This window comes from Corynebacterium sp. HMSC058E07 (assembly GCF_001809885.1).
Classification (GTDB): Bacteria; Actinomycetota; Actinomycetes; order Mycobacteriales; family Mycobacteriaceae; genus Corynebacterium; species Corynebacterium macclintockiae.
Genome location: NZ_KV799279.1, coordinates 25,808 through 50,450, shown reverse-complemented (window position 1 = coordinate 50,450; position 24,643 = coordinate 25,808). Strand labels below are relative to the sequence as shown.

At 62.1% G+C, this 24,643-nt stretch carries 20 protein-coding genes and 1 tRNA gene; 18 read left to right on the top strand and 3 right to left on the bottom strand.

The genetic code is table 11. The features are described 5' to 3' along the window. The first annotated feature begins 1 nt into the window (after position 1). The gene (locus HMPREF2678_RS07910) at positions 2-1,261 is read left to right on the top strand and encodes a metallophosphoesterase family protein (protein ID WP_051898181.1); all 1,260 of its coding nucleotides are present in this window, start codon (positions 2-4) and stop codon (positions 1,259-1,261) included. A gap of 32 nt (positions 1,262-1,293) precedes the next feature. After that, complete coding sequence (locus HMPREF2678_RS07905; RefSeq protein WP_070551891.1) at positions 1,294-4,068, top strand: AAA family ATPase; 2,775 nt, start codon at positions 1,294-1,296, stop codon at positions 4,066-4,068. Positions 4,069-4,092: 24 nt separating this feature from the next. Here the strand turns inward: HMPREF2678_RS07905 and HMPREF2678_RS07900 are convergent. Then, positions 4,093-4,168: transfer RNA gene (locus HMPREF2678_RS07900), tRNA-Arg, on the bottom strand. A gap of 127 nt (positions 4,169-4,295) precedes the next feature. Here HMPREF2678_RS07900 and argS point away from each other — a divergent pair. From argS to thrB, 5 genes are all read left to right on the top strand, one after another. Beyond that, a complete protein-coding gene (gene argS, locus HMPREF2678_RS07895; protein WP_070551889.1) occupies positions 4,296-5,966 on the top strand; it encodes an arginine--tRNA ligase in 1,671 nt (556 codons plus the stop codon). 67 nt (positions 5,967-6,033) lie between these two features. Further along, entirely contained in the window at positions 6,034-7,485 is a 1,452-nt protein-coding gene (gene lysA / locus HMPREF2678_RS07890) for a diaminopimelate decarboxylase (RefSeq protein WP_034973672.1), read from the top strand. Positions 7,486-7,610: 125 nt separating this feature from the next. Beyond that, on the top strand, positions 7,611-8,936 hold the full coding sequence (locus HMPREF2678_RS07885) for a homoserine dehydrogenase (protein WP_070551887.1): 1,326 nt from the start codon (positions 7,611-7,613) through the stop codon (positions 8,934-8,936). A 117-nt stretch (positions 8,937-9,053) separates the two neighbouring features. Beyond that, positions 9,054-10,127, top strand: coding sequence for a threonine synthase (gene thrC, locus HMPREF2678_RS07880; protein WP_034970873.1), 1,074 nt, complete (start codon positions 9,054-9,056; stop codon positions 10,125-10,127). Then, the gene (gene thrB / locus HMPREF2678_RS07875; RefSeq protein ID WP_034970872.1) at positions 10,127-11,053 is read left to right on the top strand and encodes a homoserine kinase; all 927 of its coding nucleotides are present in this window, start codon (positions 10,127-10,129) and stop codon (positions 11,051-11,053) included. Before thrC ends, thrB begins: the two co-directional genes overlap by 1 nt. A gap of 9 nt (positions 11,054-11,062) precedes the next feature. On the opposite strand, the gene HMPREF2678_RS07870 is transcribed toward thrB, so the two are convergent. Both HMPREF2678_RS07870 and HMPREF2678_RS07865 read right to left on the bottom strand, forming a co-directional pair. Further along, a complete protein-coding gene (locus HMPREF2678_RS07870) occupies positions 11,063-11,743 on the bottom strand; it encodes a DedA family protein (protein WP_034970871.1) in 681 nt (226 codons plus the stop codon). A gap of 117 nt (positions 11,744-11,860) precedes the next feature. Further along, positions 11,861-13,519, bottom strand: coding sequence for a long-chain fatty-acid--CoA ligase (locus HMPREF2678_RS07865; RefSeq protein WP_034978412.1), 1,659 nt, complete (start codon positions 13,517-13,519; stop codon positions 11,861-11,863). Positions 13,520-13,808: 289 nt separating this feature from the next. Here HMPREF2678_RS07865 and rho point away from each other — a divergent pair, with 289 nt between their 5' ends. From rho to atpA, 11 genes are all read left to right on the top strand, one after another. Then, positions 13,809-15,503 (top strand): transcription termination factor Rho, encoded by a 1,695-nt coding sequence (rho, locus tag HMPREF2678_RS07860; RefSeq protein WP_035008555.1) that lies wholly within the window; start codon positions 13,809-13,811, stop codon positions 15,501-15,503. A 3-nt stretch (positions 15,504-15,506) separates the two neighbouring features. Continuing rightward, a complete protein-coding gene (gene prfA, locus HMPREF2678_RS07855) occupies positions 15,507-16,583 on the top strand; it encodes a peptide chain release factor 1 (RefSeq protein WP_034970868.1) in 1,077 nt (358 codons plus the stop codon). 34 nt (positions 16,584-16,617) lie between these two features. Next, positions 16,618-17,556 carry a N5-glutamine methyltransferase family protein gene (locus HMPREF2678_RS07850; RefSeq protein WP_070551885.1) on the top strand — a complete coding sequence of 313 codons (939 nt, stop codon included), beginning with the start codon at positions 16,618-16,620 and terminating at the stop codon, positions 17,554-17,556. A 55-nt stretch (positions 17,557-17,611) separates the two neighbouring features. Beyond that, a complete protein-coding gene (locus HMPREF2678_RS07845; protein ID WP_034970866.1) occupies positions 17,612-18,271 on the top strand; it encodes an L-threonylcarbamoyladenylate synthase in 660 nt (219 codons plus the stop codon). Then, the gene (locus HMPREF2678_RS07840) at positions 18,271-19,443 is read left to right on the top strand and encodes an MraY family glycosyltransferase (RefSeq protein ID WP_043012765.1); all 1,173 of its coding nucleotides are present in this window, start codon (positions 18,271-18,273) and stop codon (positions 19,441-19,443) included. Before HMPREF2678_RS07845 ends, HMPREF2678_RS07840 begins: the two co-directional genes overlap by 1 nt. Positions 19,444-19,448: 5 nt before the next feature. Next, a complete protein-coding gene (locus HMPREF2678_RS07835) occupies positions 19,449-19,910 on the top strand; it encodes a Cg1360 family ATP-synthase-associated protein (RefSeq protein WP_070551883.1) in 462 nt (153 codons plus the stop codon). A gap of 369 nt (positions 19,911-20,279) precedes the next feature. Beyond that, positions 20,280-21,080, top strand: coding sequence for a F0F1 ATP synthase subunit A (gene atpB / locus HMPREF2678_RS07830; protein WP_034970863.1), 801 nt, complete (start codon positions 20,280-20,282; stop codon positions 21,078-21,080). Between the two features lie 90 nt (positions 21,081-21,170). Next, positions 21,171-21,413 (top strand): ATP synthase F0 subunit C, encoded by a 243-nt coding sequence (locus HMPREF2678_RS07825; protein ID WP_005292984.1) that lies wholly within the window; start codon positions 21,171-21,173, stop codon positions 21,411-21,413. Positions 21,414-21,482: 69 nt separating this feature from the next. After that, positions 21,483-22,043, top strand: coding sequence for a F0F1 ATP synthase subunit B (locus tag HMPREF2678_RS07820; RefSeq protein WP_034970862.1), 561 nt, complete (start codon positions 21,483-21,485; stop codon positions 22,041-22,043). A 5-nt stretch (positions 22,044-22,048) separates the two neighbouring features. After that, positions 22,049-22,867 (top strand): F0F1 ATP synthase subunit delta, encoded by an 819-nt coding sequence (locus tag HMPREF2678_RS07815; RefSeq protein WP_034970861.1) that lies wholly within the window; start codon positions 22,049-22,051, stop codon positions 22,865-22,867. Between the two features lie 109 nt (positions 22,868-22,976). Next, complete coding sequence (gene atpA, locus HMPREF2678_RS07810) at positions 22,977-24,614, top strand: F0F1 ATP synthase subunit alpha (RefSeq protein ID WP_034970968.1); 1,638 nt, start codon at positions 22,977-22,979, stop codon at positions 24,612-24,614. The last annotated feature ends 29 nt before the right edge of the window (positions 24,615-24,643 follow it).

Sequence of the window (24,643 nt, the reverse complement as noted above, 5' to 3'; positions counted from 1 at the left end):
AATGGCGGCAACGTCCGCGCATCGGGCGCGGATCCTGCACACGTCGGACTGGCAATTGGGGATGAAGCGCCACTTTTTGAGTGGGGAGGCGCAGTCGCGCTTCGACGAATCGCGGCTGGCGGCGATCGAGGCGTTGCTGGAGCTCGCGGAGGAAAGGCAATGTGACGCCGTCGTGGTGGCCGGTGACGTTTTCGACGATAACCTGCTGAAACCAGAGATTTACGGGCGTGCGATGGATGTGCTGAAGGGCTCGACAGTGCCCGTATTTCTGCTGCCTGGAAACCACGATCCGCTGGATGCAGCGAGTGTGTATCACCGGAAGGAGTTCGACAAACTGGCGAATGTCTTCGTGCTGAAGGATTCGGAGCCGGTGGCGGTGCCAAAGTCCGGTGGTGGTAGAGCAGAGGGTGCAGCTGCCCTGGAGATCGTCGGCGCCCCATTGCGTGGAAAAACCGCGGACGAGGACTTGGTTGCGGCCGCATTGAGTGGTCTCGATCCGGTGGAGGGGGCCGGGATCCGCGTGCTGGTTGGGCATGGCGGGGTGAGCTCTTTCGGTGAGATCGACGATTTCGACCGCATCGACGTGGACAATGCCGCCCGGGCATGCCACGAGCGAAAGGTGGACTATGTGGCACTAGGGGATACGCACTCGACGATGCCGCTGGACGCAGACGCGACGCAGGCGCGGGTGTGGTACTCCGGGGCGCAGGAGGTCACGGACTTCGTTGAGCAGGACGGGCGGGGCGAGTCGAACTCCGGCAACGTCCTGGTGGTGGAGATTGCAGTGGATCCGGCGCGACCAGAAAAGCAAGCGCAGGTGCAGGTGGAGGAGGTTCCAGTTGGGCGCTGGGCGTTCAAGGCGCTCAACGCGACAGTGAACTCGACCGCTGATATCGACGAGTTCCTGGAGCGGCTGGGGGGAATTGAGTCGAAGCGCACCACCGTGGTGAAGTACGCGCTGGTGGGCACTTTGTCCGTCCACGATGCTGCGTACCTAGATGAGCAGTTGGAGAAGATCGCGCCGACCTTTGCGGCCCTGTATGAGCGCGAACGACTGATGGACGTGCACGTCATCCCCGACGAGGATGAGCTATCCGAAGGGCTACTGAGCCAGGGCTTCATCGGCGAGGCAGTGCAGGAACTCAAGAGCTTGGCCGAGTCCGACAGTCAAGACCCCCAGCAGATGCAGCAGGCGCAACAGGCGCAGGACGCTCTGCGCCTGTTGGTACGTCTGGCGCACCACGCGGAAAAGGGTAACTAGAAGGGTAACTAGGGGAGAGGAACGGCAAATAAATGACAACTTCTAACGAGGCTTCGTCCAACACTCAGACCAAGGCCAGCTTTGTGCTGGAAAGCCTGGACGTCCGCAACTTCGCGGGCATCGAATCTGCACACTTCGCCCCCAGTGCAACGGGTGTGACCGTTATCCACGGCAGTAACGAGGCTGGAAAATCCAGCCTGATGAATGCCTTTGGACTGCTGCTTTCCGATTGGAAGGTCTCGACGAGCTCCAAGAAAGTCAGCATTTACTTCCCTGTGGGTGGTGGTAGTAAGTCGAAGATCACCGCGCGACTGCGCCTGGGCGAGAACCTGGTGGAATACACCAAGGACTTCGAGGGCAAGAAGATGCAGCTGGATGTGCTGCGCCCCTCCGTGCGCAACTACACCGGCGACCAAGCAATGGAGAAGTTCAACGAGCTGCTAAACGAAAGCATCGATTCCGCGCTGCGAGAGGCTCTGTTCGTCAGCCAGGGGCAACGCCTGGATGCCCTCGATTTCACGGCCATCCCTTCCCTTTCCTCGGCCCTGCGCAGCGCCGGCGACGACGCTAGTGACGCCACAGCGGGGACGGGCGCCAGCATCAGCGAAGGTGACCAAGGCGCTGCTGAGCTTCTGGTCCACCTGATTGACGAGGAGGACAAGAAGCTACAGGATCGCCGAGCCAACCGAAATCCCAAAGGGGAGCTAGCCACGGCCGAGGCGGATCTAGCCAGCGCAAAGGAGGCGCTGGCCACGGCACGGAGTGACTACGACAATGCGCAGGAAGCGATTTACGCGATCGAATCCAAGCAGGCACAGCGCGCGGCGGCGGAGGCTGACCTGCCGGAGGCCCAGAAGGAATACGACGAATATGCCAAGCGATTGGAGGCTGCGAAGAAGGTAGCGGAGACTCTCCGCACTTTGGAAAGCGAGCTGGAGCTCAAGGACAGCCAGGTCGGGCGGTGGAAGGAGGCCACCGAAGCCCGGGATAGTCAGAAGTCCGCGCTGGGGAAACTAGAACAGTCGCTCAAGGATGCGAGGGAGGCGCTACGTGGCGTCCAGAAACAAGCAGATGAACAACATGCCGAGCGCGACGAGGCGAAGAAGGCCTTCGATAGTGCTCACGCTGCGTATGTTTTGGCCGATAAGCGGGCGAAGCTGGCCGCGGCGCTGAAGAGTGCGGAGGAAGTTCAGGAGCGCCTGGATGGCTTGACGGAGGAGCGCGACAATGCGGTAAAGCTGGACTCGCAGGTCGCGGAGCTGGCGCAGAAAGTGGCTCGCGACCCGGCTACCCCTAAGGCGGAGCAGAAGATCCGCGAGGCGATGACGGATCTGGAAGCGCAGATAAAGATCCGCGATGCGGGCGCGACCTCCGTGCACATCACTGGGCCGACAGGTGGCACGGTCGTTGATGATGGTGCCGAGACCACCCTGGAAGAAGGTGGCCTGGATAAGAAGATCACCGCCGAATGGACCGTTGGTCTGGGTGAATACCAGGTGCGGGTGACCCCGGCACAAGATTCCAGCAACCTCGACTTGAACGTCGCCGAGGCTCTGCAGAAAGTCAACGCGGAGCTGTCGGCGGTTGGGCGCGAGCACATCGGACTAGAGCACTCCCGTGCGGAGGTTCTCGAGGAGCTTGGGCAGGCAGTACGGGCGCGCAACGAGGAAGAGGAAAACCTGCGCGACCTGCGCGCGAACCTTAAGGCAACCCTCGGCAAGCGCACCCTGTCCGATTTGACCGGCCAGGTCGGTAGCCTCACCGCCGAAGTTGAAAGGCTGCAGGAGCGTTGTGATGTGCTGCGTAGTGACGCCAACGTGGGGGCCGACGAGAATGTCGACGAAGCGGCAGCGGTCACAGCCCTGGAATCGGCCACCCTTGCCCGTGATGAGGCCAACGAACGGCTGCTTTCCCTGCAGAGCAGTGATGCGATCGAGCGGAAAATCCAGCACGAAGCCAAGGTGGAAAACCTGCAGCAGCAACTGGAGGTGGTGATGAAGGACCTGGACACGGCCCGCGAACGCTGCTCCGACGAAGATTTGAAGGCGAAGCACATGCAAGCCACCCAGGCTGTGGCTGCGGCCCGCGAGAAGTTGGTGTCTAAGCGCCTGGAGGTCGGCGAACTAGGCGATGTGGCGGACGTGCAGGCGAGCCTCGACGGTGCCCAGAGCCGCGTGAACATGCTGAACCAGCAGATGCAGGAGTGCCGCGTGGACATTGCCGCCCTGAATGCGAAGCTGGGGCAGGCCCGCGGTTCCGCAGAAGCGAAAGAACAGGCAGAAGCGGAAGTAAAGCGCCTCGGGGGAGTAGTTGCCAGGTTGCGTAGGCAGGCGGATGCGGCGGAGCTACTTCATCGGGTGGTTCAGGCATCGCGGAAGCGGATGCAGGAAAAGTACTCCGAGCCCTACCGCAAGGCTTTGAACAAGCTCTCCGGGATGGTCTTTGGTAGTGACGTTGATTTGGATGTGGATGAGAAGTTCCAGGTTTCGAGCCGCGCTATCGGCAACGTGCGCTTGGACAAGGAACAGCTCTCCGGTGGCGCGCAGGAGCAGGTGGAGATCCTACAGTTGCTCGCTATTGCTCGCTTGGCGGGCCACGACGGCAGCGGTGTGCCGATCTTCCTGGATGACGTGTTGGGCTTCAGTGACACTGACCGTGCCAAGAGCATGAACAAGGTGCTTGGCGCCCTGGGAAAGGACAATCAGATCATCGTTTTGACCTGCGACAAGGATCGATTCTCCCGGATCCCGGGCGTGGATTTCCAAAGCATTGACAGCGTAAAGAAAGCCGGAGCTTCGCAGCCGTGACGGTGGTGAGCGTCAGTAAAAAAATGGTGCCCTCGGCGAGATTCGAACTCACGACCCCTGGTACCGGAAACCAGTGCTCTATCCCCTGAGCTACGAAGGCGCGTATCGGCGGTTCACTTCACGTTCACGTCAATACGGGTTGAAAGTCTAGCACTGCACCGGGGCGGTAGTTTAATCACCTCCGCCACTGCGTGAGTCGTCCAGCCTCACTGCTAGTGTTTAATGCTGTGACTCCTGCTGAATTGTCTGAACTGATTACCGAAACTGCCCGCACGACCCTGGATGCCCACGGTCTGGATTCCTCCGTGGTACCGGAAAGCGCCACCGTGGAGCGCCCGCGCAACCCGGAGCACGGCGACTACGCAACGAACATCGCCATGCAGGTGGCCAAGAAGGCCGGCACGAACCCGCGCGAGTTCGGCACCTGGCTAGCGGAATCCCTCGGCGCCCACGAGGGCATCGACGAGGCCACCGTTGCCGGCCCGGGCTTCATTAATATCCGCCTGGCCGCCGCCGCCCAGGGCAAGATCGTTGAGGAGATCCTTGCCGCCGGTGCAGACTTTGGCCACGGCGACGAGTTCGCAGGCACAGCCATCAACCTGGAGTTCGTCTCCGCCAACCCGACCGGCCCGATCCACCTGGGTGGTACCCGCTGGGCAGCTGTCGGTGACTCCCTGGGGCGCGTCCTCACTGCCCGCGGGGCGAAGGTTACCCGCGAGTACTACTTCAACGACCACGGTGCGCAGATCGACCGCTTCGCCCGCTCCCTGCTGGCTGCCGCGAAGGGCGAGCCCACCCCGGAGGACGGCTACGGCGGCGACTACATCCAGGACATCGCCTCCCAGATCGTGGAGGCAAACCCTGACTGGCAGCAGCTGGGGGAGGACGAGACGCAGGAGCTGTTCCGCTCCCAGGGTGTGGAGCTCATGTTCGCTCACATTAAGCGCACCCTCGCGGAGTTCGGCACGGAGTTCGACGTGTACTTCCACGAAAATTCCCTGTTCGAATCCGGCGCGGTTGAGACTGCGATCCAGAAGATCAAGGACAACGGCAACCTGTACGAGGCCGACGGTGCCTGGTGGCTGCGCTCCACCAACTTCGGCGACGACAAAGACCGCGTGGTCATCAAGTCCGACGGCAACGCAGCCTACATCGCCGGCGACATCGCCTACGTGGCCGACAAGTTCGACCGTGGCCACAACCTGTGTATCTACATGCTGGGTGCGGATCACCACGGCTACATTGCTCGCCTGCGTGCGGCGGCAGCCGCTATGGGCTATGACCCGGAGCAGGTGGAGGTTCTCATCGGCCAGCTGGTGAACCTAGTCAAGGACGGTAAGGCTGTGCGCATGTCGAAGCGCGCCGGCACCGTCATCACTCTGGACGACCTGGTGGAGGCCATCGGCGTGGACGCTGCCCGCTACGCCATGATCCGCAGCTCCGTGGATTCCTCCCTGGATATCGACATGGATCTCTGGGCCTCCCAGTCCAACGACAACCCGGTCTTCTACGTCCAGTACGCGCACGCTCGCCTAAGTTCCCTGGGGCGCAAGGCCGCTGACCTTGGCGTCACTCGTGAGGGTGCCGATCTATCCCTGCTGACTCACGACCGCGAAGGCGACCTGATCCGCACCCTCGGCGAGTTCCCGGCCGTGGTGAAGACCGCGGCTGAACTTCGCGAACCTCACCGTGTTGCCCGCTACGCCGAGTCTCTGGCTGGCACCTTCCACCGTTTCTACGACGCCTGCCAGGTTCTGCCGAAGCCCAGTGACGACGAGCAGACTGTGGCGGAGAGCAAGGCTCTGTTCGCCGCCCGCCTGTCCCTGGCCGCGGCCGCCCGCCAGACCCTGGCCAACGCGCTGGAGCTGTTGGGCGTGACCGCCCCGGAGCGTATGTAGCTGTCGCTTTTTTGGGGACGCCCACACGTCCCCGCCCCCGCACACCACACTCACCTAGGAGGTTCCCTTGGATCCGGAGACTCACCTGAACTCCACACCCTTGCGCCGTCGCACGGCTAACACCGCGGAGTTCAATGCGATCCCCGCGCACGTCTACCCGCAGACCCTTCGCCGTGAGACAGCAGGGGAGCACCGGGGTGAGGTCACCATCGCTGGCGTGCCGCTGACCGAGATCGCCGAGACCTTCGGCACTCCCGCCTTCGTGATGGACGAGGAGGACTTCCGCACCCGTTGTCGTCGCCTGGCCAAGGCCTTCGGCGGTGGGCACTTTGTGCACTACGCCTCCAAAGCGTTCCTGTCGAAGACGGTTGCCCGCTGGGTGATGGATGAGGGTCTGTCCCTGGATGTTGCGTCCCTCGGCGAGCTGCAGGTCGCTTTGGCCGCGGGATTCCCGGCCGAGCGCATCACCGTCCATGGAAATAACAAGTCCCCGGAGTTCCTCCGTCTGGCGGTCTCCGAAGGGGCGGAGCTGATCGTCGTCGACTCGCTGCAGGAAATCGAGGCGCTCTCCACCGTTGCTGGCGAGCTCGGCAAGACCCAGGATGTGCTGGTGCGTGTGACCCCCGGTGTGCACGTCGATACCCACGAGTTCATCGCCACCAGCCACGAGGACCAAAAGTTCGGCTTCTCTCTGGCCTCCGGTGCAGCTCACCATGCGGCCATGGCGTGCCACACCGCCGACGGCGTGCGTCTGCGCGGTCTGCACTGCCACGTCGGCTCCCAGGTGTTCGAGGCCGCCGGCTTCGCCCTGGCCGCCGAGCGCCTGCTGGGCCTGTGGAAGCAGCTGCTGGACTCCATCGCGACGCTCACGGACGAGCACGCTGTTGACCCGTCTCAAGGTGTTGGTTCGGACGCCCCCACGTTGCTGGATACCCTCGATCTCGGTGGTGGCTACGGTATCGCCTACATGCCGGATCAGGAGGCTCTGGACGTGGAAGAGGTGGCGTCCGAACTAAAGAGCAAGGTGCGCAAGGCAGCAGAGTCGGCCGGCGTTCCCGAGCCGACGCTTAACGTCGAGCCGGGCCGTGCGATCGCCGGTCCGTCGATGATCACGTTGTACCGTGTCGGCACGGTGAAGGACGTCGAGGTTGCCGATGGCATTTCCCGCCGATACATTTCCGTCGACGGTGGCATGAGCGACAATATTCGACCCGCCCTCTACCAGGCGGAATACGACTGCCGCGTGGCAAACCGCGAGGTAGCTGGTGAGCTGCTGCCGACCCGCATCGTGGGCTCGCACTGTGAGTCGGGCGACGTGCTGGTGAACGACGCGCTCGTGCCAGAGGATGTGCGCCCCGGCGACCTGCTGATGATCGGCGCGACGGGCGCCTACTGCTATGCGATGGCTTCCCGTTACAACATGATGACCCGACCCCCGGTGGTGCGTGTAGCGGATGGCGAAGCGCGGTTGATGATTCGCCGCGAAACCATTGACGACGTGCTGGCTCTGGAGGAGTAACCTCCCCGCTAAAGGGCTAAAACAGGGGTAATGGACAGCTTTGTCTAGTCGCGGGGTAGATTGGTGCGATAACCTAAGAAAACGATATCGACAATCCTCTCATCGAGACCCCACAAAGGAGCGACATGACCGAGCAGAATTTTAAGCCAGGCAAGGGAATTGGCCAGACCGTTGGTGTGGCTCTGCTGGGCATGGGTACCGTCGGCGCGGAGGTCCTGCGTCTGCTGGAGGAGCGCAGCGAGGAATTCGCCGCCCGCATCGGTGGCCCGCTGGAGGTTCGAGGAATCGCCGTCAGCAACCTATCCAAGCCCCGCCCGGGCGTGGATCAGGACAAGCTGACGGATGATGCGCTTTCCCTGGTGAGGCGCGATGACATCGATCTGGTGATCGAGGTTATCGGTGGCATCGACTACCCGCGCGAGGTCGTCCTGGCTGCTCTGCGCTCCGGCAAGTCCGTGGTTACCGCCAACAAGGCACTCATCGCAGCCCACGCTGACGAGCTGTCTGCTGCTGCCGACGAGTCCGGTGTGGACCTGTTCTTCGAGGCCGCCGTCGCAGCAGCCATCCCAGTGGTCGGCCCGCTGCGCCGCTCCCTGGCTGGCGACAAGGTCAACCAGGTGATGGGCATCGTCAACGGCACCACCAACTTCATCCTCGACGCAATGTATAGCCGAGGCGCCAGCTACGACGAGATGCTGGCAGAGGCCACCGAGCTGGGCTACGCCGAGGCCGACCCATCCGCCGACGTCGACGGCTTCGACGCCGCCAGCAAGGCCGCCATCCTGGCTTCCCTGGCTTTCCACACTCGCGTCTCCGGCGAGGACGTGCACACCGAGGGCATCCGCGACATCACTGTCGCCGACATCGAGGCAGCCAAGGCCGCAAACTCCACCATCAAGTTGCTGGCTATCTGTGAGCGCCTGGTCGATGAGCAGGGTAAGGAGTCCGTCTCCGCCCGCGTGTACCCCGCGTTGATCCCTGTTTCGCACCCGCTGTCCAGCGTGTCCGAGTCCTACAACGCAGTCTTTGTCGAGGCTGAGTCCGCGGGTCGCCTGATGTTCTACGGAAACGGTGCCGGTGGCGGCCCGACGGCCTCCGCCGTGCTGGGCGACGTGGTAGCTGTGGCTCGCAACATCGTCTTGGGTGGCCGTGGCCCAGGGGAGTCCACCTATGCTTCTCTGCCTATCGCCAACTTCGGGGAAATCCGCACCCGCTACCACGTCGACATGCAGGTGGATGATCGCCTGGGCGTGCTGGCCGAGGTTGCGTCCGTGTTCTCTGAGCAGGGTGTTTCGTTGAAGACGGTGCGTCAAGAAGGGTTGAACGACGGTGCCCGCCTGGTCGTGATCACCCACAGTGCGAAGGAACAAGACCTGGAGGAGACGGTAGAGAAGCTCAAGCAGCTCGACGCTGTGAAGCGCATCGACTCCGTCATCCGCATGGAAGGCTAACCCCGGTAGCCGGCTAACTGCGGGCTAAAAACTGAAGGCGCGTTTAAGCGTGCCGGGGAAGCACTACAATGGTGCTTCTACAAAGAACCAACGAGTGGGAAGAAACGACAGGGAATAATGACTAACAAGGTTCTGAACCATTGGACCGGCCTGATCAACATGTACCGCGAGCGGATGCCTTTCGCGAAGGACTGGGAGCCGGTGACTCTTAACGAGGGCGGCACCCCGCTGCTGCGTGCGAACCACCTGTCGGAGCTCACCGGCTGCGATGTTTATCTGAAGATCGAGGGCGCCAACCCCACCGGTTCCTTCAAGGACCGTGGCATGACCGTTGCTGTGACCGACGCGTACCACAAGGGTCAGAAGGTTCTGATGTGCGCGTCGACCGGTAACACCTCCGCCTCCGCGGCTGCCTATGCTGCCCGCGCTGGTCTGAAGTCCGCCGTCCTGATCCCGGAGGGCAAGATCGCCCAGGGCAAGCTCGCGCAGGCCGTCATGCACGGCGCGCAGATCATTCAGATCCGCGGCAACTTCGATGACTGCCTCGAGCTGGTGCGTAAGACCACCACCGAGTTCCCGGAAATTGCCCTGGTCAACTCTGTGAACCCGATGCGCATTGAGGGACAGAAGACCGCCGCGTTCGAGATTGTGGATTGTCTTGGTGACGCCCCCGATGTTCACTTCCTGCCAGTCGGCAACGCGGGCAACATCACGGCGTATTGGAAGGGCTACTCCGAGTATGCCGAGGATGGCGTGTCCACCCACCGCCCAGTCATGAAGGGCGTGCAGGCTGCCGGAGCTGCTCCGCTGGTGAAGGGGGAGCCGGTCCTGGATCCCGAGACGATCGCCACCGCGATCCGCATCGGTAACCCGGCTTCCTGGCAGCAGGCCGTTGCCGCAAAGGAGGAATCTGGTGGCGACTTCCGCGCCCAGACCGACGAACAAATCCTAGAGGCCTACCGCCTGATCGCAGGTCGCGAGGGCATCTTCGTCGAGCCGGCCTCTGCCTCCTCCGTCGCGGGCCTGCTGGATGCGCACGCCAACGGTGAGCTTTCCGCCGGGCAGCGCATCGTCTGCACCGTCACCGGCCACGGCCTGAAGGATCCGACGACCGCCCTGTCGCAGATGCCGGATCCCACCGTCACCGACGTAGATCCGCACGCCGTTGCAGACGCGTTGGGGCTGAACTAATGGGCGTCGAAATACCTGTTGGGCGCAAGGCGACCGTCAAGGTGCCCGCTTCGACCGCGAACCTGGGGCCGGGGTTCGACACCCTGGGGTTGGCGCTGGGTTTGTATGACTACGTGACCGCAGAGGTCATCGATTCGGGCCTGGTTGTCGAGGTCACGGGCGAGGGCGAAGGCGAAGTGCCGCTGGATGAGCGCCACCTGGTTGTTCGGGCACTGCGCGCGACGCTGAAGGAAGCCGACGTGACGGTTCCGGGGCTGCGCGTGAGCTGCACGAACTCCATCCCGCAGTCCCGTGGCCTGGGGTCTTCCGCAGCAGCCGCGACGGCGGGTGTGGCCGCGGGCAATGGCCTGGCAGGGTTCACGCTGGATGATCAGGCACAAGTGCAGATCGCCTCGACTTTCGAAGGTCACCCAGACAACGCCGGTGCGTCCGTGCTGGGTTCGGGCGTGGTTTCTTGGACCAACGTCCCGATCGACGGAGTGTCCGCGCCGGACTACTTTGCCCGGCGCATCGACGTTCACCCGGGCATCAAGGCCACCGCGTTTATCCCGGATTTCCACGCGTCGACGGAGGCAATTCGCCGCGTCCTGCCATCCGACATCAGCCACCTGGATGCCCGTTTCAACGTTTCCCGCACGGCAGTGATGACTGTCGCGCTGCGGGATGACCCGGAGCTGCTGTGGGAGGGCACCCGCGACCGCATGCACCAGACCTATCGCGCGGAGGTCCTACCGGTTACCGCGGAGTGGGTTAACCGCCTGCGCAACCTGGGTTACCCTGCGTTCCTGTCGGGTGCGGGACCGACCATCATGGTGCTTAGCACCAACCCGGTGGAAGAGTCGTTGATCGAGGAAGCCCGTGGGCGTGGGATGAAAGTTCTGGAGTTGGGGATCGCCGGGCCGGTCGAGGTGGAGGTCACCGGATAAGACCGGAAACTAATGCTGGGCGCTAGCCGGAGCGGAAGATTGCTTCTTCTGGCTCCGGCTTTTCTGTATCACTCCGAATAGCATCGGGACGACGGAGAAGGCGACGAGACCGAGGAAGATGGCCTCGATATTGTTGCGCACGAACTCTACACCGCCGAGCAGCGATCCCAGGTAGACGATGCCGCTGGCCCATAGCACGCCACCGATGACGTTAAAGACAATGAACGTGCGGTAGCGCATGCCGGACATTCCAGCTACTAGCGGGGCATAGGTGCGCACAAAGGGTACGAAACGGCACAGGATGATTGTGATCGAACCGTACTTCGCGAAGAACTCCTCGGATCGATGCAGGTGCTCTTGCTTGAAGAATCGACCGTCCTTTCGGTTGCGTAGCGCGGGGTGGAAACGATGGCCAATCCAGTAGCCCACCTGGTCACCCAGGATCGCCGCGATCGGGGTGATCAGCAGCACCTGCCACAGCGGTGCGAAGCCATCTGGTTGGCTGGCCAGCAAACCTGCTGTGAAGAGCATGGAATCGCCGGGCAGGAAAGGGAAGAATAGTCCGGATTCGATGAAGATTATCGCAAAAATGGCGGGCAGGATCGCCGCTCCGAAGGGGCCAGAACCCGAAAGCAGATAAATTGGGTCGAACCATTGTGGCCCGAGGGCCAGCACAGTTACGTCGGTCATGCAGGAAAACGCTACTCTACTTTGCCCGGTAGTAGTTAGAGCGGCACCTGTTAAAAGCTAGTGATTTTACCCTCAACCAGCCTGGAGTAACTCTTGCACGCACTCTAGGCGCGCATCCTAGACCGTGATGATCTCGAACTTCCCCTCGCGGAAGTGCTGGCGCAGGTCCTTCTTGTCGAACTTATCCACGCTGGTCTTGTCGATATGATCCACGAAGGTCCAGTTCTCCGGCACCATCCAACCGGGCACGCGCTCGCGTAGCTCGTCGGCCAGCTTCTGTGCAGTTTCCGCGGTCCATGGGGTTCCTTCGGCCACAACTACCACTGCCAGTGGGCGTTGCCCCCATTTTTCTGATGGGATGCCTATCACGGCGGCTTCGATGACGGCTGCTGGTTCCAGCAAGTAGTTTTCCAGCGCCGCGGAATAGATCCATTCCCCGCCGGAGCGGATGATATCGGACTTGCGGTCGTGGATCGTTAGGTAGCCATCCTTGTTGACGGTCGCGATGTCGCCGGTGCGCAGCCACCCGTCGGGGGTGAAGCGCGAGGCGTCGTCATCAAAATAGGAGCCTGTCACAGTGTTGCCGCGGACTTGGAGCTCGCCCTCGTTGCGGTCGTTGGTATCCAACACATTGTCGTTGTCGTCGACGATGCGATAGCGCATGCCGGCGTGGAAGCGCCCCTGGCTTTCGCGGTACTTCGCACGCGCCGCGCCAGCCACGCCTGCAGGCGGATGGGCAACTGTTCCGACCGGCCCGGTTTCTGTCATTCCCCAGGCGTGGATGATATCCACGCCGAAGCGTTCCTCCCAGGCGTCGATCATGGCGGGGGAGACCTGGGAGCCGCCGACGTAGATTTCCTGCAAGCTCATCTTTTTTGGATGCTGCTTGGCATAGTGCACCAGCAGTCCAGTCCACACGGCGGGTGAACCGTGCGCCTGGCGTGGCATGGCATCGGCAATCACGTGGGCAAGGTGTTCTGGCTCGGCGCTGTGCCCGGTGAACACGATGGGCGCGCCGGCCATAAAAGCCGCCAGCGGCACGCCCCAGCTCAGTACGTGATAGATGGGCACGCAGCATAAGAAGCTGGTGCCGTTGCGGATGCTGAAGCTATCGGCGGCGCGGAGCTGCATGGAGTGCAGCCACAGCGCGCGGTGCGAGTAGACCACGCCCTTCGGCGGACCTTCGGTCCCGGTGGAAAAGCAGATTGCTGCCGGGGCGGTCTCCTCCAGATCCGGCCAGTCGAAGTCGGCGCTGCGTCCGTCCAGGCAGGTTTCCAGGTTGAATACGCGCAACTTCTCCAGGTGTTCGTCCACCAGCTTCTGCACTGCGTCCGTATGTTCCTGGGCGGCGCCGATCACCAGCACTGCCTCGACACACGGGCAGTCGGCGAGCAGCGGGATGATCTGTTCGCCACATGTCGCGTCGATAACCAGGACCTTGGGTGCTGCCTTGTTGATGATGTGGGTGATCTGCTTGCCCATCAGGTGCCGGTTGATGGGGTTAAATACCGCGCCCATCGAAGCTACGGCGAGCATCACTTCCAGATGTTCTGTGCAGTTCGGCAGCACGGTGCCTACTCGGTCGCCGCGACCAATGCCAAACTCGTCTGTGAACATGTTGGCCATGGCCCCGGCCCGGATACCGATGTGCAGGAAGCTGGTCTGCTCTGCTGTTTCGTCAAAATACGTGGTCACGGTCGTATTTCGGTGAACGCTGGCGCCGTATTCCAGGATCCTTGCTACGGAAAGTGGGATCTCCTGCATCGTCGACTTCATGGTTTTCAGCCTAGCCGTTAGGTAATGGTCGCGCGTGTGGTGCTATGGTTAGCTACGGAAGCCGGTTGCGAGTCTCGTTTTTCCTTTCTTTTCTTTCTTTACGACGCCACCCCGCGCTACACCCGCCACCAGTCGCATCGTGGGACTTTAAGGTGGCAATCTTTCTGGAAGATTCCCGCAATCTTTGGGTTAATTTAAAAACTGTTGTCGAATACGCATGTCTGGCCGATCCTGGGGCTTCGCAGGCTCTTGAAGGGTCATTAAAGGCACAAGACGTGAAAGGACTTTTGTGAGCCTGTCCGATATTTTGGCTCGTGGCCAAGCCAATGGCCTCGCCTCGTTGAAATTGCCGGAGCTGCGCCAGATCGCAGCAGCGCAGGGGCTGAAAGGCACCTCCGGTCTACGCAAGGGTGATCTGATCGCCGCTATCGAATCTGCCGGTACCGGTGGGGGCGGGGGAGCCGCCCCCAAGTCGCGACCGGAAAAGGCACCTGCTTCGCAGGAGGCGCCGGTAGCTGGGGCGCGGGAGGGGCGTCCAGAAGAAAGCGACCGCGAGCGAGGCAACGACCGCGCCGATAACGAGCGCGGTGACAACAACCGCGGTGACAGCAACCGCGGTGAGGATAGCCGCGGTGACAACGAGCGCGGTGACAACGAGCGCGGTGACGACAACCGCGGCAACCGCCGTAATCGTCGCAACCGCCGAAACCGCCGTAACCGTGGCCGCGATAACAACCGCGACAACCGCAACAACAATGGTGGCGACAACAACGGGGATAACCGGGACAACCGGGAAAACCAGAACCAGAAGCCGGAGGAACTGACTCCGGTCGCAGGAATCCTCGACTTCGCCGACGCGAACACCGCCTTCATTCGCACCACCGGATACCACGCTGGCCCGACCGACGTGTACGTGCCGATCAACACGGTGCGCAAGTACGGCATGCGCCACGGTGACGCGATTACCGGCACCATCCGCCCGAAGAACAACAACAATAACGGCGGTGGCCGCGGGCGTAACCGCCAGAAGTACACGCCGATTCACCAGGTAGAGACCGTGAACGGGCTGACCCCGGAGCAGGCGGCGGCGCGACCTCACTTTGCCAAGCTCACCCCGCTGTACCCGAACCAGCGCCTGCGCCTGGAAACCGACCCGAAGACGCTGACCACGCGCGTCATCGACCTCATTATGCCGATCGGTAAGGGCCAGCGCGCGCTGATCGTCTCCCCGCCGAAGGCCGGTAAGACGACGATCCTGCAGGACATCGCCAACGCGATTACCACGAACAACCCCGAGTGCTACCTTATGGTTGTGCTGGTCGACGAGCGTCCGGAAGAAGTGACGGACATGCAGCGCTCCGTCAAGGGCGAGGTCATCGCCTCCACGTTCGACCGCCCGCCGGGGGAGCACACCAACGTCGCCGAGCTGGCCGTCGAGCGAGCAAAGCGCCTGGTGGAGCAGGGCAAGGATGTTGTTCTGCTGCTGGATTCCATTACCCGTCTGGGCCGTGCGTACAACAACTCCTCGCCGGCCTCCGGCCGCATCCTGTCCGGTGGTGTGGATTCCAACGCGCTGTACCCGCCGAAGCGCTTCCTGGGCGCCGCCCGCAACATCGAAAACGGCGGTTCGCTGACGATCATCGCCACCGCGATGGTGGAAACCGGCTCCGCTGGCGACACGGTGATCTTCGAGGAATTCAAGGGCACCGGCAACGCGGAGCTGAAGCTGGACCGCAAGATCGCCGAGCGTCGCGTGTTCCCGGCCGTGGACGTCAACCCGTCCGGTACCCGCAAGGACGAGCTGCTGCTCAGCCCGGAGGAGGCGCGGATCATGCACAAGCTCCGCCGCATCCTGTCCGCCCTAGATCCGCAGGCCGCCATCGACCTGCTAATCAAGCAGCTGCGTAAGAACAAGACCAACCGGGAGTTCATGCTGCAGGTTGCCAGCTCCGCGCCTTTGGCGGGCGAGGACGAGGAGGATTAAACCATGAGTCAATCACCATCAGTCATCGACGATATTCTGGCCGAATACCAGGGCCTGGAGATGCAGCTGGGCGACCCGGAACTGCACAACGACCCGGCCGCCGCCCGCAAGGTCGGAAAGCGTTTCTCCGAGCTGCAGCCGATCATCCAGACCCACGAGAAGCTGCAGCAGGCCCGTGAAGACCACGAGGCTGCAGCGGAGATGGCGTCTGAGGACAAGGAATTCGCCGAGGAAGCCAAGCGCCTGGAGCAGGAGATCAGCGAGCTGGAGGAGCAGCTGACCGACCTGCTGGCCCCGCGCGATCCGCACGACGGCGATGACATCGTCATGGAGATTAAGTCCGGTGCAGGCGGCGAGGAGGCCGCTCTGTTCGCCGGCGAGCTGGCGCGTATGTACCAGCGCTACGCAGAACGCCACGGCTTTAGCACCGAGATCCTGGGGCTGAACGAAACCGACCTGGGCGGCGTGAAGGACATGACCTTGTCTATTCGCTCCAAGCAGCCGTCCCGCGACGGTGCCTGGTCGGAGTTCAAGTTCGAGGGTGGAGTGCACCGCGTGCAGCGCATCCCCGTCACTGAGTCGCAGGGCCGTATTCAGACCTCCGCCGCGGGCGTGCTGGTCTACCCGGAGCCCGACGAGGTCGAGGACGTGCAGATCGACGACAAGGACATCCGCGTGGACGTTTACCGTTCCTCCGGTAAGGGTGGCCAGGGCGTGAACACCACGGACTCCGCCGTGCGCATCACGCACCTGCCGACCAACATCGTGGTGACCTGTCAGAAGGAGCGATCCCAGATCCAGAACCGCGCCCGCGCGATGCAGGTTCTGGCCGCGCGCCTGCAGCAGTTGAAGGAAGAAGAGGCCGAGGCAGAGGCAGCCGAAGGCCGCGCAGCGCAGATCCGCACCATGGATCGTTCCGAGCGCATCCGCACCTACAACTTCCCGGAGTCTCGCGTTTCCGACCACCGCATTGGCTACAAGGCCAACAACCTGGACGCCGTCCTCGGCGGCGACCTGGAGGCTCTGTTCGCCGCGCTGAAGGAAGCCGACCGCGCTCGTCGCCTCGAGGCAGAAGGCTAGCTTCCGCTGCTCGGGGCAGAGGCAGGGTAGAACGTTGACCATCAACCAGGCAGTCCGCGAGGCCACCGCGCAGCTGGCCGCGGCGGGCATTGATTCCGCCGCGGTCGAAGCGCGCCTGCTGATGCGTTACCTGCTGGCGGAGCCAGGCGCTGCCGAGGCCGCTGGTGCCGGTGAAGCCACCGAGGCCGCCGCGTCCGCGCCCCGCGCCGCCGTGGATCCCGGCACCCTGTTCCTGCGCGCCGACGATCCCGCCCCGGCCGAATACGGCGCTTGGATCGCCCGCCGCGTCGCGCGCGAGCCCCTGCAACACATCGTCGGCTCCGCCCCCTTCTGCGGTATGGACCTCTTCGTCGAGCCCGGCTGCTTCGTTCCCCGCCCCGAAACCGAATTGCTCGCCGAATGGGCCGCGCGGTTCCTCGCCGGTCGCCCCACGCCGCGCGTGGTCGATCTGTGCTGTGGACCCGGCACGTTGGGGCTCGGAGTGTCTTTTCTTTTTGACGCCCCCATCTCCCTCATCGGCATCGACATCTCTCGCGCAGCGCTTCAGCTGGCCGAGAAGAACGCGGGGCTCGTTCCGCAGGCTAAAGCCAGGTTCATTCAAGCCGACCTGTCTGCCGATAGTCCCGCAGAGTTGTCAGCGATTCTCGGGGCAGTCACCGTTAACCTCGAACCCGCGGACGTGGTGGTGTGCAACCCTCCCTATGTCCCGGAATCCACCGAAATTTCCCCAGAGGTCGCCGCGGACCCGCACGCTGCGGTCTTTTCCGGTGCAGACGGTTTGGAACTAATGCCACGGGTGCTGCAGTGGGCTGAGGCGCTGGGACGCCGAGGTGCTGGCGTCGGTATCGAACACGACGATTCGAACGGCGCGCAGGTAGCGGCGATGATGCAGGAACGCGGGTGGACAGAAGTGATTCAACACCGCGACCTGGCAGGTCGACCGCGCTTCGTGACCGCCCTGCTGCCGCAGTAGTTCGGGCGTTGGGGTTAAGGTAGAGCACGTAATTAGAAAGCAAGGAAGGGCCGCTATGTCGAGAACCGTAGACGCAACCGATCCGCAGAACCGCGAGGCCGCGCTAGACGCCGCGGCGAACGCGGTATCCGGTGGGCGTCTGGTCGTGCTGCCTACAGATACGGTCTACGGCATCGGCTGCGATGCCTTCGACAACGAAGCCGTCGCCGCGCTACTGCGCGCCAAGGGGCGGGGCCCCGACATGCCCGTGCCGGTGCTTGTGCCGAGCTGGTCCACGATCGAGGGGCTCGTGCGCGAGTACACCTACAACATGCGCAAGCTCGTCGAGGCCTTCTGGCCGGGCGGACTATCCATGGTCGTCCACCAGGCTCCCAGCCTGCCGTGGAACCTGGGCGATACCAGAGGCACCGTGATGCTGCGCATGCCGAACCAGCCCATCGCGCTGGAACTGCTGGAGCGCACGGGGCCCATGGCCGTATCTAGCGCAAATATTTCCGGCCAGCCGCCGGCGACGAATGTGCAGATGGCCGAAGACCAGTTGGGTGCGGATGTGACGACCTATATCGACGGTGGGGAAGCGCACCACGGCGTGGCTTCCACCATCGTGGACCTTTCCTCCGGGCGGCCGCGCATCCTGCGTGAGGGCGCTGCGACCACCGAGCGGGTAGCAGAGGTACTGGGCATGAGCAGCGCGGAGCTGCGGGGAGACGTCTAATGGACGTACTTGCCCAGCCGACCATCGGCGCAGGAATTCCCCTGCGCGAGTTGGTGCTGGTGCTATTCGTCGCGTGCTCCGTGACCTACCTGGTCACGGGTGTGGTGCGATCGCTGATCTTGCGTTACGGGCGGATGGCCGCACCGCGCGAGCGTGACATGCACACGGTGCCCATGCCGCGCCTCGGCGGGGTGGCGATGTTCACGGGACTGGTGGTCGCGGTTGTTGTAGCCAACCAGCTGCCCGCATTGACGCGCGGATTTCCGCCGGTCACGCCAGATATGACGGCGGTCATCATAGCTGCCTTTGTCATCGTGGTTGTGGGCGTGGTGGATGACCTTTACGACATCTCCTGGGTGCTGAAGCTCGGCGGGCAGGTCGTGGGCGCAGTGGTGATGAGCCTCATGGGTCTGAGCTGGTACCTGATCTACCTCCCCTTCGGGGACGGCACTACGTTGATTCTGGATCAAGTGCAGTCCACCATCCTGACCGCGCTGTTGACCGTGACGATCGTCAACGCCATGAACTTCGTCGACGGGCTGGATGGGCTGGCCGCGGGACTGGGAGCAATCGCGGCGGGCACGATCCTGATTTACTCGCTTACGATTCTGCACGACCAAGGTGGCACGGTAGCCGCCTATCCGCCGGCCATCATCTCCGCCGCGTTGGTGGGCATTTGCCTAGGATTCCTGCCACATAACTTCTCGCCCGCGCGCATCTTCATGGGGGATAGCGGTGCGATGCTGATCGGGGTGTTGTTGTCCGCGGCCTGCACGTCGGCTTCCGGGCGCATTAACGCCGCGCTGTACGGTCCGGCCGACATGCTGGCACTACTGTCGCCCATGATCGTGGTGCTGGCTGCTTTGTCTATCCCGCTGCTGGATCTGGTGATGGCAGTGGTGCGACGCGTGTCCCAGGGTAAGAGCCCCTTTTCGCCAGACAAGATGCACCTGCACCACCGGCTGCTGCGCATTGGCCACACCCAGAAGCGCGTGGTTTTGGTTTTGTACACCTGGGTTGGGGTAGTGGCCTTTGGTGCAGTGGGACTGACCGTGCTGCCCCTGCACGTAATGGCAATCTCCTTCGGGGTGCTGGTTGTCCTGGCTACTGTGGCGACGATCGTGCCGCTGTGGCGGGAGAATCGGAAGTCAAACACAGCTCAGGTAAGCTAATCGCCATGAGTGACGCGACTGAGAACAACGGGGCCGCAGAGTTGCCCGAGCTCAACGACGTATCCCAGGCCGCCGACCACGCGGCTCCGCTAAAGGCAGCAATGCGCGCTGGCGCGCTCGCGCTGATTGTGCTGGGAGTGCTTTCGCTGCTGGTGTGGTGGTTGATTAGCGGCACCGCCGGTCTGTGGGGAGCCGGAATTGGCTGGTTAGTCGGCGGCGGATTCATGCTGCTGACTGTGGTGATTGTGCTGTTTAGCTCCAATACTTCGCCCACCGCCACGATGGGGCTGATCCTTGGCAGCTGGATCGTCAAAGCTGCGCTGCTGTTGGGAATTCTGTTCTTCTTGAAGGACAGGACTTTCTACGACACCCCGGCCCTGACCGTGACCGTTATGCTGAGCATGCTGGCCGTGCTGGTCATCGAAACCCTGGCCGTCACCCGTACGCAGAAGCTCTACATCAGCTAGCCAGTAGATAGCTGGTTGATAGTCGGTCGAGAGCCGGTAGTCAATCTTTGGCGCTGCTCGGAGGCACTGGCAGGAAGCAAAACATTGTTCAACCAAAAAGGTTGGATAACACGACCAAGTGGGGGGACCCACGGCGCGTCTCGCTTAGCGATTAGTGAATCAATACTGATATTGTTTTAGCGGGCCTTTTATTGGCACACGTATGTGTGAACAGTAGATACGGCACCGGCTGATTATGTAGGGACGTGCGACGGAGTCCCTCAATATCGGCCTAACTCTTCGAAAAGAGACCTCCATCGCACCGCAGTGATTCAATGCAATCTTGCGGCCCAATCACGGGAGAGAACGCTGAGCGTAACAACCTTGGCCATGAAGGGCGAATTCCACGTACCTTCATTGGAACACGAATTCTTCCCGGGGCAAGTGGATAGCGACCACCTGTGGTTCAGTGAGTTTGCTGGTGGAGCGTTTGCGCTCGACCGCCTCATGGTCATCCGTATTGTGATGATTCTTCTGGTCTCCGCATTCTTCTTCTTTGCAATGCGGAAGCCGAAGCTGATTCCGAGCGGCGTGCAAAACGTTGCTGAGTACTTTTTGGACTTCGTTCGGATTCACATTGCGGAGGATGTCTTGGGCAAGAAGGAGGGGCGCCGGTTCCTACCGATCATCGCCGCAATCTTCTTCACCGTCCTTGCCGTCAACATGTCGACGATCATTCCGTTCATGAACATTTCAGCCAGCGCTCGAGTGGGTCTGCCACTGGTGCTGGCTGTTGTTGCGTATATCGCATTCATTTACGCGGGTGTGAAGCGCTATGGCTTCGGCAAGTACATCAAGTCCTCGCTGATCATTCCTGGTTTGCCTTCTTGGCTCCACTTCATCGTGGCGCCGATCGAGGCATTCTCCACATTCGTCCTCCGTCCGGTAACGCTGACGATTCGTCTGATGGCGAACATGTTGGCTGGACACATCATCCTCGTCATGCTGTTCAGTGCCACGAACTTCTTCTTCTGGCAGATGAGCGGTTGGACTGCGGCTGCTGGCGGCACGATTATCTTCGCGATCGCCTTCACCCTGTTCGAGCTCATGGTGATCTTCCTGCAGGCGTACATCTTCGCCCTGCTGACCTCCGTGTACATCGAGCTGTCCCTCCACGCAGACGAGCACTAATTCGCCCCTTTTAAGTACTCAAAATGACTAAGCCGGACAACAATAGAAAAGCTGCAACCGGCTGGTTCTCAGAAAGGTAATGGAAACCAAATGAACGACATCTTCCTCATCGCGCAGGACACCACCACCAAGTTCCAGGGCTTCGGCACCATCGGCTACGGCCTGGCTGCTATCGGCTCCGCCATTGGTGTGGGTAACGTTGCAGGTAAGACCGCTGAGGCTATGGCTCGCCAGCCCGAGATGGCCGGCCAGCTGCGCACCACCATGTTCCTGGGTATCGCTTTCGCCGAGGCTCTGGCTCTGATCGGCTTCGTCGCCGGCTTCCTGTTCTAATTTCAGTGCGATTGGCCGCTCGTTAAGAGCACTTTCTAACCACCGCACCAGAATCGAAAGCTGGAGACTATGACGAACACCTTTTTGTTAGCAGCTGAGAAGCTGCCGATGGAGGAGTCGGTAAACCCGCTGCTTCCTCCGCTGTACGACATCGTCTGGTCCATCATTCCTTTTGCAGTCATCCTGTTTGTCTTCTGGAAGTTCGTACTTCCGAAGTTCCAGGAAGTGCTGAATCAGCGCGAGGATCAGATCGAGGGTGGCATTCGGCGCGCCGAATCCGCCCAGGCAGAGGCTAAGGCTGCCTTGGAGAAGTACAACGCTCAGCTTGCTGAGGCCCGCACTGAGGCCGCCCAGATTCGCGATGACGCCCGTTCCCAGGGCCAGAAGATCATTGCGGACATGAAGGCTCAGGCAACCGAAGAGTCCAACCGTATCGTCGAGTCGGGACACAAGCAGCTCGAGGCACAGCGTTCCGCTGTTGTTTCCGATCTGCGCAAGGAGATGGGCGAGAACTCCATCAACTTGGCTGAGCGCCTGCTGGGCGAGCAGCTGTCGGACGACGTAAAGCGCTCGGGCACCATCGATAACTTCCTCGCCGGACTGGATAACGTCGGCGCATCCGGGAAGTGATCGGTATGCACGCAGCGAGCCGAGAGGCAATTGAGCGCCTTGAAAAGACCCTGGACCAGGGTCTGAACGAGACCTCCGACAAAGTGGGCACCGGTGTAACCACCGGCACCGAGCTTTTCGACGTTGTCGATCTGCTCGACAGTGACCGCGGCCTGCGTGTCGCGCTGATCGATCCGGCGAGGGATGCCAACACCCGCGCGCAGCTGGCCAAGAGCCTGCTCGGCGGCAAGGTATCTGCCTCGACGGAAGAAATCGTGTCTGCTGCTGTATCCCAGACGTGGTCCAACACTCGCGATCTGCGCGACGGACTAGTCAAGCTGGGCCGCCTGGCCCTGCTGCGATCCGCCGACGCCCAGGGGCAGCAGGACCGCGTCGAAGAAGAACTGTTCCAGCTGGCTCGAGTCATCGAGCGCGAGCCGGAGCTGGAGCTGAAGCTGGCCGACCGCGCCGCATCCCCGGATGCTCGCCGCGACCTGCTGGCCAAGGTTCTGTACGGAAAGGTCACCTCTACGACCGAGGCTCTAGCGCTGCAGGCCATTGGCCGACTGCGCCAGCGTCCAGTCGAGGAGCTTGACTCTTTGACGGAAGAGGTAGCCGCACTGGAAGGGCGCACCGTAGCGCGCGTCCGTTCCGCAGCTGCCTTGGGTGAACAGCAGAAGTCGACTCTGTCGGACAAGCTGGAAAAGATTTACGGTCGCAAGATTGCGGTCCACTCCGAGGTTGATACCAGCCTCCTCGGCGGTGCCGTGATCCGCGTTGGGCACGAAGTTATCGACGGAAGCACTGCAGGTAACCTGCGGCGCCTCCGCGCGTCGATCGCTTAGGGCGTCAATAAAAAGACGTCACGGGCACAGCGAAACAGTCAGAATTAAAGACTAAAAAGACCGAGCAAGATAGTAAATGCTGGAAGACGAAACCGAGAGCAGGAAGAACATGGCGGAGCTGACGATCTCCTCCGACGAGATCCGTAGCGCGATTGCGAACTACACCTCGAGCTACTCCCCGGAGGCCTCCCGCGAGGAGGTCGGCGTGGTCACGGCGGCTGCAGACGGTATTGCCCAGGTAAGCGGCATGCCCTCTGTGATGGCTAACGAGCTACTCGAGTTCCCAGGCGGCGTGATTGGCGTCGCACAGAACCTCGACACCGACACCGTCGGCGTCGTGATCCTGGGTAACTTCGAGACCCTCAAGGAGGGCGACGAGGTCAAGAGGACCGGCGAGGTCCTGTCCATCCCGGTCGGGGAGAAGTTCCTCGGCCGCGTTATCAACCCACTGGGTCAGGCCATCGACGGCCTGGGCGACATCGAGTCCGAGGAAGAACGCGCCCTCGAACTCCAGGCGCCCTCCGTCCTGATGCGTCAGCCCGTCGAGGAGCCGATGCAGACCGGCATCAAGGCTATCGACGCAATGACCCCGATTGGCCGTGGTCAGCGCCAGCTGATCATTGGCGACCGCAAGACCGGTAAGACCTCGGTCTGCATCGACACCATCCTGAACCAGCGCGACAACTGGGCAACCGGCGACCCGAAGCAGCAGGTTCGCTGCATCTACGTTGCCGTCGGCCAGAAGGGCTCCACGATCGCTTCGATCCGGAAGACCCTGGAGGACCACGGCGCGCTGGAATACACCACCATCGTGGCAGCACCGGCATCCGACTCCGCCGGCTTCAAGTGGCTGGCACCGTTCACCGGCGCCGCACTGGGGCAGCACTGGATGTACCAGGGCAAGCACGTTCTGGTTATCTACGATGATCTGACCAAGCAGGCAGAGGCCTACCGTGCGATCTCCCTGTTGCTGCGTCGTCCGCCGGGCCGCGAGGCTTACCCGGGTGACGTCTTCTACCTGCACTCCCGTCTGCTGGAGCGCGCTGCGAAGCTCAACGATGAGCTGGGTGGCGGTTCCCTGACGGCACTGCCGATCATCGAGACGAAGGCAAACGACGTTTCCGCCTTCATTCCCACCAACGTTATTTCCATTACCGACGGTCAGGTGTTCCTGGAGTCCGACCTGTTCAACCAGGGCGTCCGACCGGCTATCAACGTTGGTGTGTCCGTCTCCCGTGTTGGTGGCGCCGCACAGACCAAGGGTATGAAGAAGGTTTCCGGCTCCCTGCGTCTGGATCTGGCCGCATACCGCGACCTGGAGGCCTTCGCAGCCTTCGCTTCCGACCTGGACCCGGCTTCCAAGGCACAGCTGGAGCGCGGTAAGCGCCTGGTCGAGCTGCTGAAGCAGAAGGAAACCCAGCCGCAGTCCGTCGAGGATCAGATGGTTTCCATCTACCTGGCTGGCGAGGGCGAGTTCGACGACGTTCCGGTCGAGGACGTTCGCCGCTTCGAGGCCGAGCTGCTGGAGACTCTGCACGCTAACCACAGCGGTGTGTACGAGCAGATCAAGGGTGGCACCCCGTTCAACGACGAGTCCAAGGCCGAGCTGGCCGGTGCTGTTCGCGACTTCAAGCAGGGCTTCCAGACCACCGATGGCACCCCCGTCATCAACGAGCCTGAGGCTCGTCCGCTCAGCGACGACGAGGTCTCGAAGTCTCAGATCACTGTCTCCCGCAAAGCAAAGTAACTGCGGAAGGTAAGTGAGCACAGTGACCA